Here is a 15,698-nt window from a genome sequence, read left to right as displayed (position 1 = left end):
TTACCGGACCCGGCCGCACTTGTAGGCCTGCGCCATGCGCCGTGACGGAATACGCCTCGAAAACGCCGCGGAGAAGTTCGCTCGGGCCATGCGGCAACTTCGCGAAGACCAGAAGTTCGAAAGGGGCGCGCGCGGGAGTTTCGATAATGCAGTCCGTCTTGTAGAAAACCGCAAAGAATGAGTGCCGCAGATTTCCTCTTCGCCCCCGAAGTACAAAAGATACTGATGGTCGCCTACGCGGCGCCGGACCAGCCGCTGTCTTCCAGCGAGCTGGCCAAGCGCTCGAAGCTCGAACCCGATGATGCAGCGCGCACGCTGGAGCATCTTGTCGGCAGCGGCATCCTGAAGCGGAACAAGCTGAAGGCAGACGAGGGCGAAACCTTCGCGGTCGATCGCGCGTTCATCTTTCACCACGAATTGCGAAGCATCGCGCTCAAGTCATTTGCCGCAGCCGAACCGGTTCGCTCCATGCTGCGCTCCAAGTTCAAGGACTCGGTCATGCGCGCCTTCATCCTCGAAGAAGACAAGGACGGCACCCTGGAGCTTCTCGTCGTGCACGGCCAGCTCATGCCGGATGAATCCGCCATGAAGGCCGCATGCCAGAAGCTGTCGAAAAACATTCACCGCCACCTGAAGGTGCACGTCATCTCGAACACCCGGTTCAACAGCCTTCCGCCGCGCGACCCGCTCGCGCCGAAGCTGGCGGCGCCGGGCGCGCTCGAGATCATTGCCCTGGGCGATACAAAGGCTCAACCCCCGGCCGAGAAGGTTGGCCTCTTGCAAAGTGCGAAGAAGAAGCTCGCAACGCTGGCACGCCCATCGGCGTGAGCGCACAGCAAAAGCCCGTTCAGGCCCGGCTCAGTCCGGCTTGATGTTTGCCCTTGCGATCACTTTTTGCCAGCGGGCCTGCTCGGCCGCAATGAATTGGGCGAACTGCTCCGGCGTGCCGCCGACCACCTCGGCCGCATCGGCGCTCAACCGCTGCGTGGAGTCGGGCGACTTCACCGCCTTCATCGTCTCGGCCGAGAGCTTGGCCAGCTGAGCGGGCTCGATGCTGGCCGGCGCAAGCATGCCGTACCACTGCGTCATTTCGAAACCCGGAAAGCCTTGCTCGGCCACCGTGGCCACGTCCGGAAGTTGCGGCAAGCGCTTGGCCGAACCCGTGGCAATACAGCGCACCTTGCCTGCCTTGATGAAGGGAATGATTGCCGCCGCGCCGATGGCAGAGGCGTCGAGCCGGCCCGAGAGCAGGTCGGTCACCATGGGGCCGGTGCCGCGGTAGGGCACATGCAGCATGAAGACGTTGGCGGTCATCTTCAGGTACTCGAAGGCCAGGTGGCCCGCGCTGCCGTTGCCCGCGGAGCCGTAGCTCAGCTTGCCCGGTTTCGACTTGGCATACGCGAGGAACTCTTTCAGGTTCTGCGCCGGCACGTCGGGGTGCACCACATACAGGCTGGGCACCTTGGCCAGCAGGCTCACGGGCTTGAAGTCCTTGTTCGCGTCGTAGGGCAGCTTGGCAAAGATGTACGGGTTGACCGCCAGCGTGCCGATGTGCCCGAGGATCAAGGTGTGCTGGTCGGTGGCGCGCGCCACCTCGCTCATGGCAATGTTGCCGGCCGCGCCCGGCTTGTTGTCGACGAACACGCTCTGCCCCAGCGTACGTGAAAGCTCGGCGGCGGTGGAACGCGCCACGATTTCCGAGCTGCCGCCCGGCGCGAAGGGCACGACGAAGCGGATCGACTTGCTGGGCCACGCGGCCTGTGCGGCCGAGATCGAGGGCAGCAGCCCGCTCGCAGCCAGTGCACCGCCGCCTTGCAGCCATTGGCGGCGTGTGGACAGTTGATCGTTCAGGAAGTTGTCGGACATGAATTTGTCTCCATAGCTTTTGTGTGAGGGGAGCATCTTGCCCGACGAATGTGGCCGCAGCCCGGTCAGATCAGGTTGCGCATCGCCTGGGCCGTCTCGCGCAGCACCGGCAGCACGCGCGCCACTGCGTCCTCGGAGCTTTCGTGGCCCATGGGCATGGTGATGTTGAGCGCGCCCAGCAGCATGCCGTGCCGGTCGCGCAGCGGCACCGCAATGCCGCGCGAGTTGAGGTCGAGCTGCTGCTCCGACAGGGCCCAGCCTTGTGCGCGGATGCGAGCCAGCTCCAGCTTCATGCGCTCCTTGCTTGCGATGGTGTGCGATGTGAACACCTGCAACTGGCGCGTGGCAAGCCATTCGGCCAGTTCGGCATCACCGCGCAGGGCCAGCATCAGCATGCCCGCGGCCGTGACCTGCGCCGGCACGCGCGCGCCGAGCACGTAGCCGGTGCTCATGCTGCGGTTGGGGCCGTTGCGCGCGATGTAGACGACCTCGTCGCCGTCCATCACGCTCAGGTAGGCGATCTCGTTGGTGCCCGCGGCCACGCGCTGCAGAAACGGCTGCACGATGCGCGGCAGCCGCGCCGAGTCGAGGTAGGACTGGCCCAGCCGCAGCACGCGCGGCGTCAGCCAGAACAGCTTGCCGTCGCTTGCCACGTAGCCCATGTGCTGCAGCGTCAGCAGATAGCGGCGCGCGGCCGTGCGCGTCATGCCCGTGCGCTCGCCGGCCTGGCTGGCGGTCAGGCGCGGGTGGGCGTCGTCGAAGGCCTCGATGATGCTCACGCCGCGCTCCAGGCCGGCAATCCAGTCGCGCTTGTCCAGGCCCGGCGGGGCGGGGGAAGAATCGTTGAGATCGGTGCTCATGGGGCGGGAGTTTGCCGTGCGGGCGGCGCTCCCGCATTCGGCGTTCATCAGGATTAACCCTGTTTTTGTTCGATCATCGAACGCGTAGAGATGATAGTCGTGCATTTTGGGTGCGTGCGAGGGTGAGGCCGATGGCGAAGGTGGATAAAGTCCGCCCTGGCGATGGCTTTGGAGCGATTGCCGCACAAAGAGGCAAGACATGACCACCTCCATCAACGGCAGCACCCTGGCGTACCTGATTCCCGGCGACCCCGTGCGCAACGTGCGCCTGCCGCGCATGTTCAACGCCGTTTTCGAGCGCTTCGGCATCGACGCGGTGCTGGTGCCCATGCAGGTGCCGCTGCGCGACTTCGCGGTGTTCCTCAAGTCGGCCTTCCTGGCCCGCAACGTGCGCGGCATGGTCATTGCGCCTCCGCACAAGCCGCTGGCGGTCGACCTGCTCGACGGCTGCGGCCTGTTCGGGCGCGTGGCGGGGTCGGTCAACGTGGTGCGCCGCATCGATAACAACGAACTCGAAGGCGACCTCTTCGACGGCGAGGGCCTGCTCGGCGCGCTCGATCATTTCAACATTCCGTTCCGCGGCAAGCGGGTGCTCATTCTTGGCGCCGGCGTGAGCGCGGCGGCCATCGGCGTGGCGCTGGCCGAAGGCGGCACGGTCGATGGTGCGGAGCACATCGCGTTGTACGACACCTCGGCCGGCAAGGCGGCCGGCGTGGCTGCCAAGCTCGATGCGTTCTTCGATGCCAACGTGGTGGCTGTCGACAGCAATGCACCCGAGGGCTACGACCTGGTCATCAATGCCACCTCGCAGGGGCTCGAAGAGTCCGACGCGCTGCCGGTGGACGTTGCGCGCATGGAGCCCCACGCTGCGCTGTTCGATATCTTGCTGCGCAACCAGCCGACGCCGCTGGTGCGCGCCGCGCGTGCCCGCGGCCTCAACGCGCAAGCCGGCTTCGAGATGCTGATTCAGCAGATGCCGCACTACTTTGCGTACTTCGGCCATGCCGAGGCGGCGCAGGGCCTGCGCAAGGACGTGGATTTTCTGCGCGAGATCATCTATCCGCCCGCGATGCAGGCAGAAATTCGCAAACCTTTGCGCTACCGGTCGCCGAGCGTGGCCTGAGCGGCGGCCGGCGCCGGGCAAGTTGCCGGGCGTGTCCGGCCCATATGAGAAGTTGTTCAGGAGGAGAGGCAATGGAAAAGATATTCGACGGCTACTGCAAGGTGCTCGACGCGCTGATTGCGTTGGCGCTTGCGGTCATGGTGGTGCTGGTGTTCGGCAACGTGGTGCTTCGCTATGCTTTCAATTCGGGCATCACCGTGTCCGAGGAAGTGTCGCGCTGGCTCTTTGTGTGGGTCACATTTCTAGGCGCGGTGGTGGCGGTGCGCGAACGCGCGCACCTGGGCACCGACTTCCTGGTGGCCCGCCTGCCGGTAATGGGCAAGAAGATCTGCCTGGTGGCCGGCCATGTGCTCATGCTGTATGCAACGTGGCTGCTGTTCAGCGGCAGTCTTGCGCAGGCAAAAATCAACTGGGACGTGGATGCGCCGGGAACCCGCGCATACACCCCCATCGTCAATGGAGCGGGCGGTGTGTTAGCAGTTTAGGCCGCGCGGTTTGATGCGCTGTTCGTCGCAATGGTGGTCTACCGCGAGATGAACTTCGCGCAGCTCTACCAGGTCTTCGTGAGTGCGGCCAAGACCACGGCCGTGATCATGTTCCTTGTGGCGGCGGCCATGGTGTCCGCATGGCTCATTACGGTGGCCGACCTGCCGAGCAAGCTCATCGCGCTGCTGGAGCCCTTCATGGGCAACCAGACCTTGCTGCTGATTGCAATCATGCTGCTGGTGATGGCCGTTGGCACGGCCATGGACATGACGCCGACCATTCTGATTCTCACGCCGGTGCTGATGCCGGTGGTCAAGGCTGCGGGCATCGATCCGGTTTATTTCGGTGTGCTGTTCATCATCAACAACGCCATCGGGCTCATCACGCCGCCGGTGGGCACCGTGCTCAACGTGGTGGCGGGCGTCGGCAAGATGAAGATGGACGAAGTCACGCGTGGCGTGCTGCCCTTCATGACGGCGCAATTCATCGTGATGTTCCTGCTTGTGTTTTTCCCATCGCTCGTGCTGGTGCCCATGCGCTGGTTCGCAGGCTGAGCCGACCTCGTTTTTCCTTTTTTTAGATTCGAACCTCAAGGAGACATTGAATGAAGAAGACCTTTACCCGCGCCCTTTGCCTTGGCTTTGCATTGCTGCTTCCCGTGGCGGCGGCCGTTGCGCAAGACATCAAGGAGCGCTCGATCAAGTTCGCGTTCCAGAACCAGGGCGATCATCCGCAGGCCTTGGGCGCAAAGAAATTCGGTGAACTCGTCGCGCAGAAGTCCGGCAACAAGATGCAGGTCAAGCTGTTTCCGGGCGGCACGCTCGGCGGCGACGTGCAGACCGTTTCGGCCATCCAGGGCGGAACCATAGAAATGACGGTGCTCAACGCCGGCATTCTTTCCAACCAGATCAAGGCATTCGCGGTCTTCGACTTTCCTTTTCTGTTTGCCAATCCCCAGGAAGCCGATGCCGTGACCGACGGACCCTTCGGCAAGAAGCTGTTTGCGGAACTCCCGGCCAAGAACCTGGTTGGTCTTGGCTACTGGGACCTGGGCTTTCGCAACGTGACCAACAGCAAGCGCCCGATCAACAAGGTGGAAGACCTGGCCGGCCTGAAGATCCGCGTGATCCAGTCGCCGATCTACATCGACCTGTTTACCGCCCTGGGCGCCAATGCCACCCCCATGCCTTTCCCCGAGCTCTACCCGGCGCTCGAGCAGAAGGCGGTCGACGGCCAGGAGAATCCCAACACGGTGATCCGCACCTCCAAGTTCGCCGAAGTGCAAAAGCACCTGGCGCTCACGCAGCACGTCTACAACCCGCAGGCGCTGATCGTCGGCAAGAAGCTCTGGGATTCGCTCAGCGATGCTGAAAAGAAAATCATGACCGAAGCGGCCGACGAAGCCACCAAATACGAGCGCGAAGTCTCGCGCGGACAGGCCCAGGCCGCGCTGGCGGACCTCAAGAAGGCCGGCATGCAGGTAACCGAATTCAGCCCCGCCGAAATGCAGCGCCTTCGCGACAAGGTCAAGCCTGTGGTCGAGAAGCACAGTGCACTGGTGGGCGAAGCAGTGGTGAAAGACCTGTACGCCGAAATCGCGAAGGTCCGCAAGTAAGTTCAACGACAGGCCAACGAAGGACCGCATGATTACCGGCAAGACCACCCTCGTCGCGCACCTGGGCTTTCCCACCGAGAGCTTCAAGGCGCCGATGATCTACAACCCCTGGTTCGACAAGCAGGGCATCGATGCGGTCGTGGTGCCGATGGGCGTGAAGCCGGAGGACTACCCTGCGGCGTTTGCGGCGCTGTTCCGGCTTACGAACATCCGGGGTGCGCTGGTGACCATGCCGCACAAGATCACGACCATGGGCCTGGTCGATGAAGTCACACCAACCGCGAAGATCGCCGGCGCCTGCAACGCGGTGCTCAAGCGTGCCGACGGCACCCTGGTGGGCGATCAATTCGACGGCGCCGGTTTTGTGCGCGGCGTCCTGCGCAAGGGCCGCGCGCTCGAGGGCGCGCGCGTGCTGGTCTCCGGAAGCGGCGGTGTCGGCTCTGCCATAGCGGCTTCGCTGGCGGCGGCAGGGGTCGCGCAAATTGCGCTCTTCGATGCCTACGCGCCGTCTGCCGATGCACTGGCCGGGCGGCTGCGCACGCACTATCCGGCACTGGCCGTTTCCACGGGCTCGAACGATCCGGCCGGGTTCGACGTGGTCGTCAATGCCACGCCGCTGGGCATGAAGGAGGGCGACGCGTTGCCTTTCGACGTGGACCGCATCGCGCCCTCGACCTTCGTCGGCGAGGTGGTCATGAAGTCCGAATACACGCCGCTGCTGCGCGCCGCACTGGACAAGGGCTGCGCGGTGCAGGTCGGCACCGATATGCTGTTCGAAATGATCCCCGCGTACCTCGAGTTCTTCGGCTTTGGCACCGCCACGGCCGACGAGCTGCGCGCCGAGGCGAAGCTCAGCTACTGAGTTGCCACGGACGCAAACGCCTACGTCCCACGGGCGTGTTGCGAACGCGGTGTAATGCCGTTTCGCCGCCCGATTTTTTTGATGCAAGAGGCGTTCACCATGAGTATCTTTGAAGGCTTTCTTTCCACCTCCGAAACGCTTTCAGCCTTCAGCGACCGCAACTTTGTCGATGCGATGCTGCGCTTCGAGGCGGCGCTCACGCGGGCCCAGGCGGCGGTAGGGCTGGTGCCTGAATCGGCAGCGCATTCGATTGTCGGCAGCTGCAAGGTCGAGCTGTTCGACGTGGCAAAGATCGTGCGCGACAGCGGCCGGGCGGGCAGCGTTGCAATTCCGCTGGTCAAGGCGCTGAAGGAGGCGGTGGGCCTGTTCAACCCCGAGGCCGTGCCCTTCGTGCACTTTGGCAGCACCAGTCAGGACGTGATCGACACGGCCATGGCACTGGTCACGCGCGAGGGCATGGCGCTCATCGAAAAAGACCTCGATCGCGCCATCGAGGCGCTGCTGCAGCATGCCACGCAGCATGCCGCCACGCCCATTCTTGCGCGCACGCTGATGCAGCCGGCCTCCGTTACCAGCTTCGGCCTCAAGTGCGCGGGCTGGGCCGCGCCGCTGGTGCGCAGCCGCATGCGCTTGCGCACGGCTTCGCACCACGCCCTCAACGTGCAGCTCGGCGGTGCGGTCGGCACGCTCTCGCAAATGAAGGGGCAGGGCCCTGCCGTGGTGCAGCGCGTGGCGGACGAGCTGGGTCTTGGCAACGCCGGTGCCACCTGGCACACGCAGCGCGACGAATGGGTGGCGCTCGGCTGCGAACTGGGCCTGCTCACCGGCAGCCTCGGCAAGATCGCGCGCGACATTTCTCTCATGGGCCAGTACGAAGTCGGCGAGGTGGCCGAACCCACCGAGCCGGGCCGAGGCGGCTCTTCGGCAATGCCGCACAAGCGCAACCCCGTGGCCTCGATGGTGGCGCTGGCCGCGGCGCAACGCGCCCCGCAGCGCGTAGCCGCACTGCTGGCCGCCATGCCGCAGGAACACGAGCGTGCTCTCGGCGGATGGCAAGCCGAACTGGCCGAATGGCCGCAATTGCTGATGTCTGCGCACGGCAGTGCACGCGCCTTGGCCGGTGCGCTGCCGGGCCTGCAGATCGACGCGGCGCGCATGCGCGCCAATATCGACACACTGCGCGCCGAGCTGCCGCGCGAGGCGGCTGACGAATGGTTCAACCCGGCTCTGGCAGAGCCCGCCGGCGACACCGCGCTGCGCCAGGTGGCGGCGCTGCGCGGCCAACTGACTGCGAAAGACACATCCCGATGACCGATCCAAAAAGCACACCTCCCGCCGGCGACTACGAAGCGGGCCTCGTCAACCGCCGGCGCGTGCTCGGCGATGCGTGGGTCGACAAGTCGCTGGCCAACCGCAATGAGTTCAACGCCGAATTCCAGGAGCTCATCACGCGCCACGCGTGGAACGACATCTGGGGCCGGCCGGCCCTGGGCGACAAGACGCGCCGCTACATGGTGCTGTCGATGATGCTGGGCATCCACGCGTACGAAGAATTCGCGATGCATGTGCGCGCTGCGCTCGACGGCCCGCCCGAGTCGCGGCTGACGCCCGACGACATCAAGGAAGTGATCATGATGGCCGCCATCTATTGCGGTGTGCCGGTGGCCAACCACGCCTTCGGCATTGCCACCGGCATCTTGCGGGAGAAGGGCCTGCTCGCAGCAGCCCCGCAGTGACCGGGCCAACGGATATTCGCAAGGGCCGCTTCGACGTCGGTTTTACCTTGTTGCTGCCGCTGCTCCTGGCGGCCCAGCCGGTTGCCACCGACAGCTACCTGCCCGCGCTCCCCGCCATTGCAAGGGAGCTGGGTTCCGCCAGCACCAGCCTCACGCTGTTTGTGCTGGCCTTCGGCTTTGCGCAATTGCTCTGCGGGCCGCTGGCCGACCGCTTCGGACGCCGGCCGGTATTGCTGGCGGGGCTCGGCTGCTATGTGATTGCGGCGCTTGGCGGTGCTTTTGCCGGGAGCGTGGCGGTGCTCGCGGGCTGGCGCACGCTGCAGGGCTTTTCGATGGCGGCCATTCTGGTTTGCGCGCGCGCCGCGGTGCGCGACCTGTACCCCGCGCACGAAGGGCCGCACGTCATGGCGCGCGGGCTCACCGGGCTGGGCGTGGTGGGGCTGCTTGCGCCGCTGCTCGGCGCCTGGTTGGTGCAGGGGGCCGGCTGGCGCTGGGTCATGGGGTCGATGGCGCTGTATGCGCTGGTGCTCTTTGCGCTCTGCTGGCGTTCGTTCGGCGAAACGCGGCGGCCGCTGGCGGGCGATCTTTCGGCGCCGCGCGGCAGTGCGCGCGCCGTGTTCGCCAGCCGCAGCTTCCGCGCCTGGGCTTCGGTGGCTGCAACCACCTACGGCGGCCTGTTCTGCTTCTTGCTGCTGTCGCCGATGGTCTACATCGGCTACCTGGGCTGGTCGCCCGCGATGTACGGCTGGATTCCGGCCGGCGGCTCGCTGGTCTATATTTTCAGCACCACGATGTGCCGGCGCCTGCTGCGCAAATACGGGCCCGTGCACACCGTTCAGCTTGGCGCTACGCTGAGCATTGCCGGCGCAATCATCCAGGCGCTGGGCTGCTGGCTGGCGCCGCACAGCGCGGTGCCGCTGCTGGCGGGCCACGCGGTCTATTGCCTTGGGCACGGCATACACCAGCCTTGCGGCCAGGCCGGCGCGGTGGGCGACTTGCCGCACCTGGCGGGCCGCGCCGTGTCGTGGTCGGGCTTCGGCATGATGATGGTCGCGTTCAGCGTCGGGCAAATTGCGGCACAGTTTGTCGACACCGGTTATTCGAACGGCGCCTGGCCGATGGTCGTGCCCATGCTGCTCGCGGGCTGCGTGCTGCTCGCCATTGCGTTCTACTGGCTGCCGCGTCTTCAACATCCGATAAGGAAGGAATCAACATGACCCGCTTGAACGTTGTCCGCGAAGGCAGCGGCCCCTTCGTCGTACTGAGCCATGCGCTGGGTTGCGACCTGCACATGTGGGACGGCGTGGCCGAGCAGCTGGCGCGCGGCCACACCGTGATCCGCTACGACCACCGCAACCATGGCGCTTCCGACGTGGTGCCGGGCGCGCTGCGCATCGAAACCCTGGCGCAAGACGTGGCCGAGCTCATCCAGCGAGAGACGGGCGGAGAGCCGGTGCATTTTGTCGGACTGTCGATGGGCGGCATGACCGCGCAGGCGCTGGCGGTGCGGCACCCCGAACTGCTGCGCAGCGTGGTGATCGCGAATTCGTCGGCCCACTATTCCGACCAATCACCCTGGCGGGCGCGCGTCGAAACTGTGGCTGCCAAGGGCGTGGCGGCCATTGCATCGGGTGCCGTGTCGCGTTGGCTCACGCTGGGTTACGTGACCACGCAAGAGGGCAAGTCGGCAGCGCAGGCGCTGAACGAGGTGCTGGTGCGCACCGACGCGCAGGGCTACATCGAGAGCTGCAACGCGGTGGCCGCCATCGACTTTCAGGAGAGCAACCGCCGCATCGCGGTGCCCACGCTGGTCATTGCGGGCCTGCAGGACGAAGCCACGCCCTTGGCCATGTCCGAAGCCATGGTGGCTGCCATTCCCGGCGCCCGGCTGGCGACCATCGACGCGGCGCACCTGAGCGCGGTCGAGCGGCCGGTTGAATTTGCCCAGTTGCTGATCGATTACTGGCGCAGTTTCTGAAATTTCGGCTTGAGCGGGGCAGGCCTTGTCCTAGGTCTAACCCCTATTTCGTGCGAAGAGTGCACGCGAGCGTTCGATTATCGACCTGCGGGTGAGCGGGGAGCATTGTGGGCAGGGCGCCGTGTTTCTACAGTCGGCTCCCATGCATCGCTCCATTGCCACCGTTTCTCTCAGCGGCACGCTCCGCCAGAAGCTCGAAGCCGTTTCAGCCGCAGGCTTCGACGGCATCGAACTGTTCGAGAGCGACTTCGTCAACTTCAAGGGCAGCGCTGCCGAACTCGGCCGCATTGCCGCCGACCTCGGCCTTTCGATCGACCTGTACCAGCCCTTCCGCGATTTCGAGGGCATGCCCGAGGCGCAGTTCCGGCGCAGCCTGGAGCGCGCCGAGCGCAAGTTCGACCTGATGGAGGCGATGGGCGCGCCGATGATGCTGTGCTGCTCGAACACATCGCCGCTTGCCATCGACGACCCGGCACTGGCCGCAGCCCAGTTGCACGAGCTGGCCGAGCGCGCCGCACGACGCAACCTGCGCGTGGGTTTCGAGGCGCTGGCCTGGGGCCGCTTCACGTCGCTCTACGGCGAGGCATGGAACATCGTGCGCGCGGCAAACCACTCCAACCTCGGGCTGATCCTGGACAGCTTCCACACGCTGTCGCTCGAGGACGATCCCGCGGGCATTGCCCGCATTCCGGGCGACAAGATCTTCTTTCTGCAGATGGCCGATGCGCCGCTGCTTTCGATGGACGTGCTGCAGTGGGCCCGCCATCACCGGTCGTTTCCGGGGCAGGGCGATCTGGGCGTGATCGGGTTCTTCGAGCAGGTGCTGCGCGCGGGCTACACGGGGCCGCTTTCACTCGAAATCTTCAACGACATCTTTCGCGAGACGCCCAACCGGCGCACCGCGGTGGATGCGATGCGCTCGCTGCTGTACCTTGAAAGCGAAGCACAGCGGCGCCTTGCAGCGGCTGCGGGCACCGCGGCTGCGCCCCTGCGGCCGCTGCGCGTAGAGCTTTTCAACCCGCCGCCCGCACCGGCGCTGTCGGGCCTGTCGTTCATCGAGTTCGCGGCCGACGAAAGCTCGGCCGGCACGCTCGGCGCGCTGCTTGGGCAACTCGGTTTCCGCCGCGTGGGCCGGCATCGCTCCAAGGCCGTGGTGCTGTACCGGCAGGGCGAGATCAACATGATCGTCAATGCGCAGCCGGATTCGTTTGCGCGCAGCCGCTTCGACGCGCACGGCACCTCGGTGTGCGCCCTGGGCGTGCGCTGCGCCGACCCTCTGGCAGCCGTCGAACGTGCAACCGCCATGCGCTCGCTGCGGCACGACAGCCCTGTCGGCCCCAACGAATTGCGCGTGCCGGCCATCGTGGCGCCCGGCGGCAACCTCATTCACTTCGTGTCGGAGGCACTGGGTGCCAACGGCCTGTACGAGGCCGATTTCATCCTTGAAGAAGATGCAACCGGGGCCGAAGGCGCAGGCCTGACGCAGATCGACCACGTGGCGCTTGGCCTGGCGGTGGACCAGCTCGACACCTGGGTGCTGTTCACACGCGCCGTGCTGGGGCTGGAGCCGGGCGAAAGCCTGGAGCTGGCCGATCCGTTCGGGCTGATTCGCAGCCGGGGCGTGGCCGATGCGGCGCGCAGCGTGCGGCTGGTTCTGAACGTGTCGCTGAGCCAGCGCACCCGCACCGCGCGCACGCTGAGCGTGACGGGCGGCGGCGCGGTGCACCACATTGCCCTGCGCTGCAAGGATATCTTCGACAGCGTGGAGCGGCTGCGCGCCAACGGCACGCGCTTCGTGCCCATTTCGGGCAACTACTACGACGATCTCGCGACCCGCATCGACCTCGACCCGGCACTGCTGGCGCGCATGCGGGCGGCGGGCGTGCTGTTCGACCGCTCGCCGGCAGGCGACTACCTGCACATCTACACCGAGAGCATCGAAGGCGGGCTCTTCTTCGAACTGGCACAGCGCACCGGCGGCTACGACGCCTACGGTGCACTCAATGCACCGGCGCGCATGGCATCGCAGGCGCAGGAATAGATTTTTTCGTCAACCTGGAGACAAACCATGGCAACCATCACGGCCCACGAGCCGAAGGGCAAGCACCAGTCGAAGAAGGCCACAGCCAGCGGCTGGATCGGCTCGGCGCTGGAGTATTACGACTTCTTCATCTATGCCACCGCCGCGGCGCTGATCTTTCCGCAGATCTTCTTCCCGAAGGGCGACCCGCAGATCGCGATCATTGCGTCGCTTGCGACGTACGGCGTGGGCTACGTCGCACGGCCGATCGGCGCGCTGCTGCTGGGCCACTGGGGCGACACGCACGGCCGCAAGACCGTGCTGATTCTTTGCATGTTCCTGATGGGCTTTTCGACCATTGCCGTCGGCCTGTTGCCGACGTATGACCAGGTCGGCCTGTGGGCGCCCGCCATGCTGGTGGTGCTGCGGCTGATCCAGGGCTTTGCGGTGGCCGGTGAAATTTCGGGTGCGAGCTCGATGATCCTGGAACACGCGCCGTTCGGACGCCGCGGCTTCTTCGCGAGCTTCACGCTGCAGGGCGTGCAGGCCGGCCAGATCATGGCGGCCGCCGTATTCTTGCCGCTTGCGCACTACATGGACAAGGACGCCTTCAACTCCTGGGGCTGGCGCATTCCGTTCCTGCTGAGTTTCATCGTCATCGTGGCCGGCTACATCATCCGCAAGGAAGTGGAAGAGACACCCGCCTTTACCGAAGTCGAGAAGAGCGCAACAGTGCCGAAGGCGCCGGTGATCCAGGCCGTGACCGAGAGCTGGGGCAACATGCTGCGTGTGCTGCTGTGCTCGCTGATGAACGTGATTCCGGTGGTTGCCACCATCTTCGGCGCCGCCTATGCGGTACAGCCGGGCTACGGCATCAACTTCGAGAAGGACATCTACCTCTGGATTCCTGTCATGGGCAACATCCTGGCCGTGATCGTGATCCCATTCGTGGGCAACCTGTCGGACAAGGTCGGCCGCCGCCTGCCGATCGTCGTGGGTGCCCTTGGTTCGGGCCTGCTGTCGTTCGGCTACCTGTACGCCATCAGCATCCACAACGTGCCGCTGGCCATCGTGATGTCGCTATTGATGTGGGGCGTGGTCTACCAGGGCTACAACGCCGTGTTCCCGAGCTTCTATCCGGAGATGTTTCCCACGCGCACGCGCGTCTCGGGCATGGCCATTTCGCAGAACATCGGCACCGCGATCACCGCGCTGCTGCCGGCACTGTTCGTGGCGGTTGCGCCCCCCGGCGCCGCCAACATTCCGCTGACCGTGGGTGCCATCACGCTCGCCATCTGTGCCATTGCCGCCGTGTCGGCCATGACCGCGCGCGAAACCTACCGCGTGCACATGAACGACCTGGGCAAGCCCGATGCGGTTCCGGTCGACAAGCCTGAATACGACCGGCTGCGCGAACAGACGCTGGTGGACGCACGCCTGGCCAAGGCAGCCGCCTGAACTACAAGCCGCGTGAAGACCTTGCGCGCACCAAGGGAGTCGGCGGCCATTAAGAATGGCGGCCATGACCACCCACCTGAAAATCGATTTTGTCTCCGACGTTTCTTGCCCCTGGTGCGCCGTCGGCCTGGGTTCGCTCGAGGCGGCGCTCCGGCGCGTGGCGCCAGACGTCACGGCGGAGCTGCACTTTCAGCCGTTCGAACTGAATCCGCAGATGCCGCCCGAAGGCCAGGACACCTTCGAGCACCTGAACCAGAAGTACGGCTCCACGCACGAACAGCAGGCGCAGGCGCGCGAAATGATTCGCCGGCGCGGTGCCGAGGTGGGCTTCGAATTCAGCCCTGAAGGCCGCCCTCGCGTCTACAACACCTTCAATGCCCACCGGCTGCTGCACTGGGCCGAGCTCGAGAGCCCGGCAAAGCAGGCGGCGTTGAAGAAGCTGCTGCTCAAGGCCTACTTCACCGACAGGCAAAACCCGTCAGACCCCGAGGTGCTGGTGCGGGCCGCTGCGGAGGCGGGGCTCGATGCGGCACGTGCGCGCGAAATCCTGGCAAGCGACGAGTACGCGAACGAGACCCGCGAGCGCGAGCGCATGTACACCGATGCCGGCATCCACTCCGTGCCCGCGATCATCATCAACGATCACCACCTGATTTCGGGCGGGCAACCGGTCGAGGTGTTCGAGCGGGCGCTGCGCCAGATTGCGGGTACGCAGCCCAGCACGGTCGTCACGGCGTGAGCTGGCCCCGGGTGGCGGCGGGCGCATGCTGCGCCATCAGCTCGGCCACCCAGTCGATGAACACGCGCAGCTTGGCGCTCACGTGCCGGTTCGGCGGAAACGCCACGTACAGAGGCATCGAATCGAGCTGCCAACCATCGAAAAGCCGCACCAGTTCGCCGCGTGCGAGGTGCGGCCTGGCCATGTAGTCCGGCAGCCAGAGAATTCCCAATCCGGCAAGCCCGGCCGCGAGATAGGCATTGCCATCGTCCACCGACAGCACGTAGCGGCCTTGCACTTCGATGCGCGCGTCGCCCAGCCGCATCGCGTACCGAAACATCTTGCCGGTGCGCGCCCACAGAAAGCCCACGGTGCGGTGGTGCGTGTCTTCGAGCTCCCGCGGGTGCGTCGGGGTGCCGGCCAGTTCCAGGTAGGGCGGGGCGGCATACACGCCCAGTTGCAGCTCGCCCACGCGCCGTGCCATCAGCGACTGGTCGGTGATTTCGCCGCCGCGAACCACGCAGTCGACGTTATCGCCAATCACGTCCACCACGCGGTCGCTCACACCCATGTGGAGCTGGATGTCGGGGTAGCGCGCATAAAACGCAGGCAAGGCGGGCACCAGGATCATGCGCGCCAGCGGGCTCGGCACATCCACCCGCAGGTGGCCGCGCGGCAACGCCGATGCGCTCGAAAGGCTGGTCTCGGCGTCGTCCATGTCGGCCAAGAGGCGCACCACGCGCTCGTAGTAGGCCGCCCCATCTGCCGTGACGCTGAGCTTGCGCGTGGTGCGATTGAGCAGCTTGACCCGCAGCCTTGCCTCCAGCTGCTGCACGAGCTGCGTCACGCTGGTCTTGCTCATGTGCAGCGTGTCGGCGGCACGGGTAAAGCTGCCGGCTTCCACCACGCGGGCAAACGCCTGCATCGCATCGAAACGGTCCATGTCGGCTCCTGCGGGTTCAACGATTGTTCGGGT

General features: G+C 65.5%; 14 protein-coding genes and 2 pseudogenes. 13 read left to right on the top strand and 3 right to left on the bottom strand.

All coding sequences use genetic code 11. From position 1 onward, the window contains the following. The first annotated feature begins 177 nt into the window (after positions 1 to 177). Complete coding sequence (locus QHG62_RS26850; protein ID WP_281148621.1) at positions 178 to 828, top strand: hypothetical protein; 651 nt, start codon at positions 178 to 180, stop codon at positions 826 to 828. Positions 829 to 858: 30 nt separating this feature from the next. On the opposite strand, the gene QHG62_RS26845 is transcribed toward QHG62_RS26850, so the two are convergent. Together QHG62_RS26845 and QHG62_RS26840 are read right to left on the bottom strand one after the other, a co-directional pair. Then, complete coding sequence (locus QHG62_RS26845; protein WP_281148620.1) at positions 859 to 1,866, bottom strand: Bug family tripartite tricarboxylate transporter substrate binding protein; 1,008 nt, start codon at positions 1,864 to 1,866, stop codon at positions 859 to 861. Between the two features lie 65 nt (positions 1,867 to 1,931). After that, positions 1,932 to 2,726 (bottom strand): IclR family transcriptional regulator domain-containing protein, encoded by a 795-nt coding sequence (locus QHG62_RS26840; protein ID WP_281148619.1) that lies wholly within the window; start codon positions 2,724 to 2,726, stop codon positions 1,932 to 1,934. A gap of 199 nt (positions 2,727 to 2,925) precedes the next feature. Between QHG62_RS26840 and QHG62_RS26835 the strand changes: the two genes are divergently transcribed. The 12 genes and pseudogenes from QHG62_RS26835 to QHG62_RS26785 all read left to right on the top strand — a co-directional run bounded on the left by QHG62_RS26835 (position 2,926) and on the right by QHG62_RS26785 (position 14,743). Continuing rightward, a complete protein-coding gene (locus QHG62_RS26835; RefSeq protein WP_281148618.1) occupies positions 2,926 to 3,849 on the top strand; it encodes a shikimate dehydrogenase family protein in 924 nt (307 codons plus the stop codon). Between the two features lie 71 nt (positions 3,850 to 3,920). Then, positions 3,921 to 4,331, top strand: a pseudogene (locus QHG62_RS27755) (TRAP transporter small permease); the annotation flags it as partial. Between the two features lie 18 nt (positions 4,332 to 4,349). Beyond that, positions 4,350 to 4,889, top strand: a pseudogene (locus QHG62_RS27750) (TRAP transporter large permease subunit); the annotation flags it as partial. Between the two features lie 50 nt (positions 4,890 to 4,939). After that, positions 4,940 to 5,950, top strand: coding sequence for a TRAP transporter substrate-binding protein (locus QHG62_RS26825; protein ID WP_281148617.1), 1,011 nt, complete (start codon positions 4,940 to 4,942; stop codon positions 5,948 to 5,950). A gap of 28 nt (positions 5,951 to 5,978) precedes the next feature. Continuing rightward, positions 5,979 to 6,812: a shikimate dehydrogenase family protein gene (locus QHG62_RS26820; RefSeq protein ID WP_281148616.1), complete on the top strand. Its 834-nt coding sequence runs from the start codon at positions 5,979 to 5,981 to the stop codon at positions 6,810 to 6,812. Between the two features lie 99 nt (positions 6,813 to 6,911). After that, positions 6,912 to 8,123, top strand: coding sequence for a 3-carboxy-cis,cis-muconate cycloisomerase (pcaB, locus tag QHG62_RS26815; protein ID WP_281148615.1), 1,212 nt, complete (start codon positions 6,912 to 6,914; stop codon positions 8,121 to 8,123). Further along, positions 8,120 to 8,548, top strand: coding sequence for a carboxymuconolactone decarboxylase family protein (locus QHG62_RS26810; protein WP_281148614.1), 429 nt, complete (start codon positions 8,120 to 8,122; stop codon positions 8,546 to 8,548). The genes pcaB and QHG62_RS26810 overlap by 4 nt, the downstream gene beginning before the upstream one ends. Beyond that, complete coding sequence (locus tag QHG62_RS26805) at positions 8,545 to 9,765, top strand: multidrug effflux MFS transporter (RefSeq protein ID WP_281148613.1); 1,221 nt, start codon at positions 8,545 to 8,547, stop codon at positions 9,763 to 9,765. The genes QHG62_RS26810 and QHG62_RS26805 overlap by 4 nt, the downstream gene beginning before the upstream one ends. Next, complete coding sequence (locus tag QHG62_RS26800) at positions 9,762 to 10,526, top strand: alpha/beta fold hydrolase (RefSeq protein ID WP_281148612.1); 765 nt, start codon at positions 9,762 to 9,764, stop codon at positions 10,524 to 10,526. Before QHG62_RS26805 ends, QHG62_RS26800 begins: the two co-directional genes overlap by 4 nt. A 142-nt stretch (positions 10,527 to 10,668) precedes the next feature. Further along, the gene (locus QHG62_RS26795) at positions 10,669 to 12,567 is read left to right on the top strand and encodes a bifunctional sugar phosphate isomerase/epimerase/4-hydroxyphenylpyruvate dioxygenase family protein (protein WP_281148611.1); all 1,899 of its coding nucleotides are present in this window, start codon (positions 10,669 to 10,671) and stop codon (positions 12,565 to 12,567) included. Positions 12,568 to 12,594: 27 nt separating this feature from the next. Beyond that, the gene (locus QHG62_RS26790) at positions 12,595 to 14,004 is read left to right on the top strand and encodes an MFS transporter (protein WP_281148610.1); all 1,410 of its coding nucleotides are present in this window, start codon (positions 12,595 to 12,597) and stop codon (positions 14,002 to 14,004) included. A gap of 55 nt (positions 14,005 to 14,059) precedes the next feature. Next, the gene (locus QHG62_RS26785) at positions 14,060 to 14,743 is read left to right on the top strand and encodes a DsbA family oxidoreductase (RefSeq protein WP_281148609.1); all 684 of its coding nucleotides are present in this window, start codon (positions 14,060 to 14,062) and stop codon (positions 14,741 to 14,743) included. Here QHG62_RS26785 and QHG62_RS26780 read toward each other — a convergent pair. Next, positions 14,733 to 15,665, bottom strand: coding sequence for a LysR family transcriptional regulator (locus QHG62_RS26780; protein ID WP_281148608.1), 933 nt, complete (start codon positions 15,663 to 15,665; stop codon positions 14,733 to 14,735). The two genes, QHG62_RS26785 and QHG62_RS26780, sit on opposite strands and share 11 nt — an antisense overlap. Between the last annotated feature and the right edge of the window lie 33 nt (positions 15,666 to 15,698).

The organism is Variovorax paradoxus (assembly GCF_029919115.1).
Taxonomy (GTDB): domain Bacteria; phylum Pseudomonadota; class Gammaproteobacteria; order Burkholderiales; family Burkholderiaceae_C; genus Variovorax; species Variovorax paradoxus_O.
The sequence above is the reverse complement of the archived record's forward strand: the minus strand, read 5'-3'. Positions and strand labels throughout refer to the sequence as shown.

Excerpts from the sequence above, each read along its gene's own strand:
- QHG62_RS26850 (WP_281148621.1), top strand. The coding sequence starts at position 178 with ATGAGTGCCGCAGATTTCCTCTTCGCCCCCGAAGTACAAAAGATACTG.
- QHG62_RS26845 (WP_281148620.1), bottom strand. The coding sequence starts at position 1,866 with ATGTCCGACAACTTCCTGAACGATCAACTGTCCACACGCCGCCAATGG.
- QHG62_RS26840 (WP_281148619.1), bottom strand. The coding sequence starts at position 2,726 with ATGAGCACCGATCTCAACGATTCTTCCCCCGCCCCGCCGGGCCTGGAC.
- QHG62_RS26835 (WP_281148618.1), top strand. The coding sequence starts at position 2,926 with ATGACCACCTCCATCAACGGCAGCACCCTGGCGTACCTGATTCCCGGC.
- QHG62_RS26825 (WP_281148617.1), top strand. The coding sequence starts at position 4,940 with ATGAAGAAGACCTTTACCCGCGCCCTTTGCCTTGGCTTTGCATTGCTG.
- QHG62_RS26820 (WP_281148616.1), top strand. The coding sequence starts at position 5,979 with ATGATTACCGGCAAGACCACCCTCGTCGCGCACCTGGGCTTTCCCACC.
- pcaB (WP_281148615.1), top strand. The coding sequence starts at position 6,912 with ATGAGTATCTTTGAAGGCTTTCTTTCCACCTCCGAAACGCTTTCAGCC.
- QHG62_RS26810 (WP_281148614.1), top strand. The coding sequence starts at position 8,120 with ATGACCGATCCAAAAAGCACACCTCCCGCCGGCGACTACGAAGCGGGC.
- QHG62_RS26800 (WP_281148612.1), top strand. The coding sequence starts at position 9,762 with ATGACCCGCTTGAACGTTGTCCGCGAAGGCAGCGGCCCCTTCGTCGTA.
- QHG62_RS26795 (WP_281148611.1), top strand. The coding sequence starts at position 10,669 with ATGCATCGCTCCATTGCCACCGTTTCTCTCAGCGGCACGCTCCGCCAG.
- QHG62_RS26790 (WP_281148610.1), top strand. The coding sequence starts at position 12,595 with ATGGCAACCATCACGGCCCACGAGCCGAAGGGCAAGCACCAGTCGAAG.
- QHG62_RS26785 (WP_281148609.1), top strand. The coding sequence starts at position 14,060 with ATGGCGGCCATGACCACCCACCTGAAAATCGATTTTGTCTCCGACGTT.
- QHG62_RS26780 (WP_281148608.1), bottom strand. The coding sequence starts at position 15,665 with ATGGACCGTTTCGATGCGATGCAGGCGTTTGCCCGCGTGGTGGAAGCC.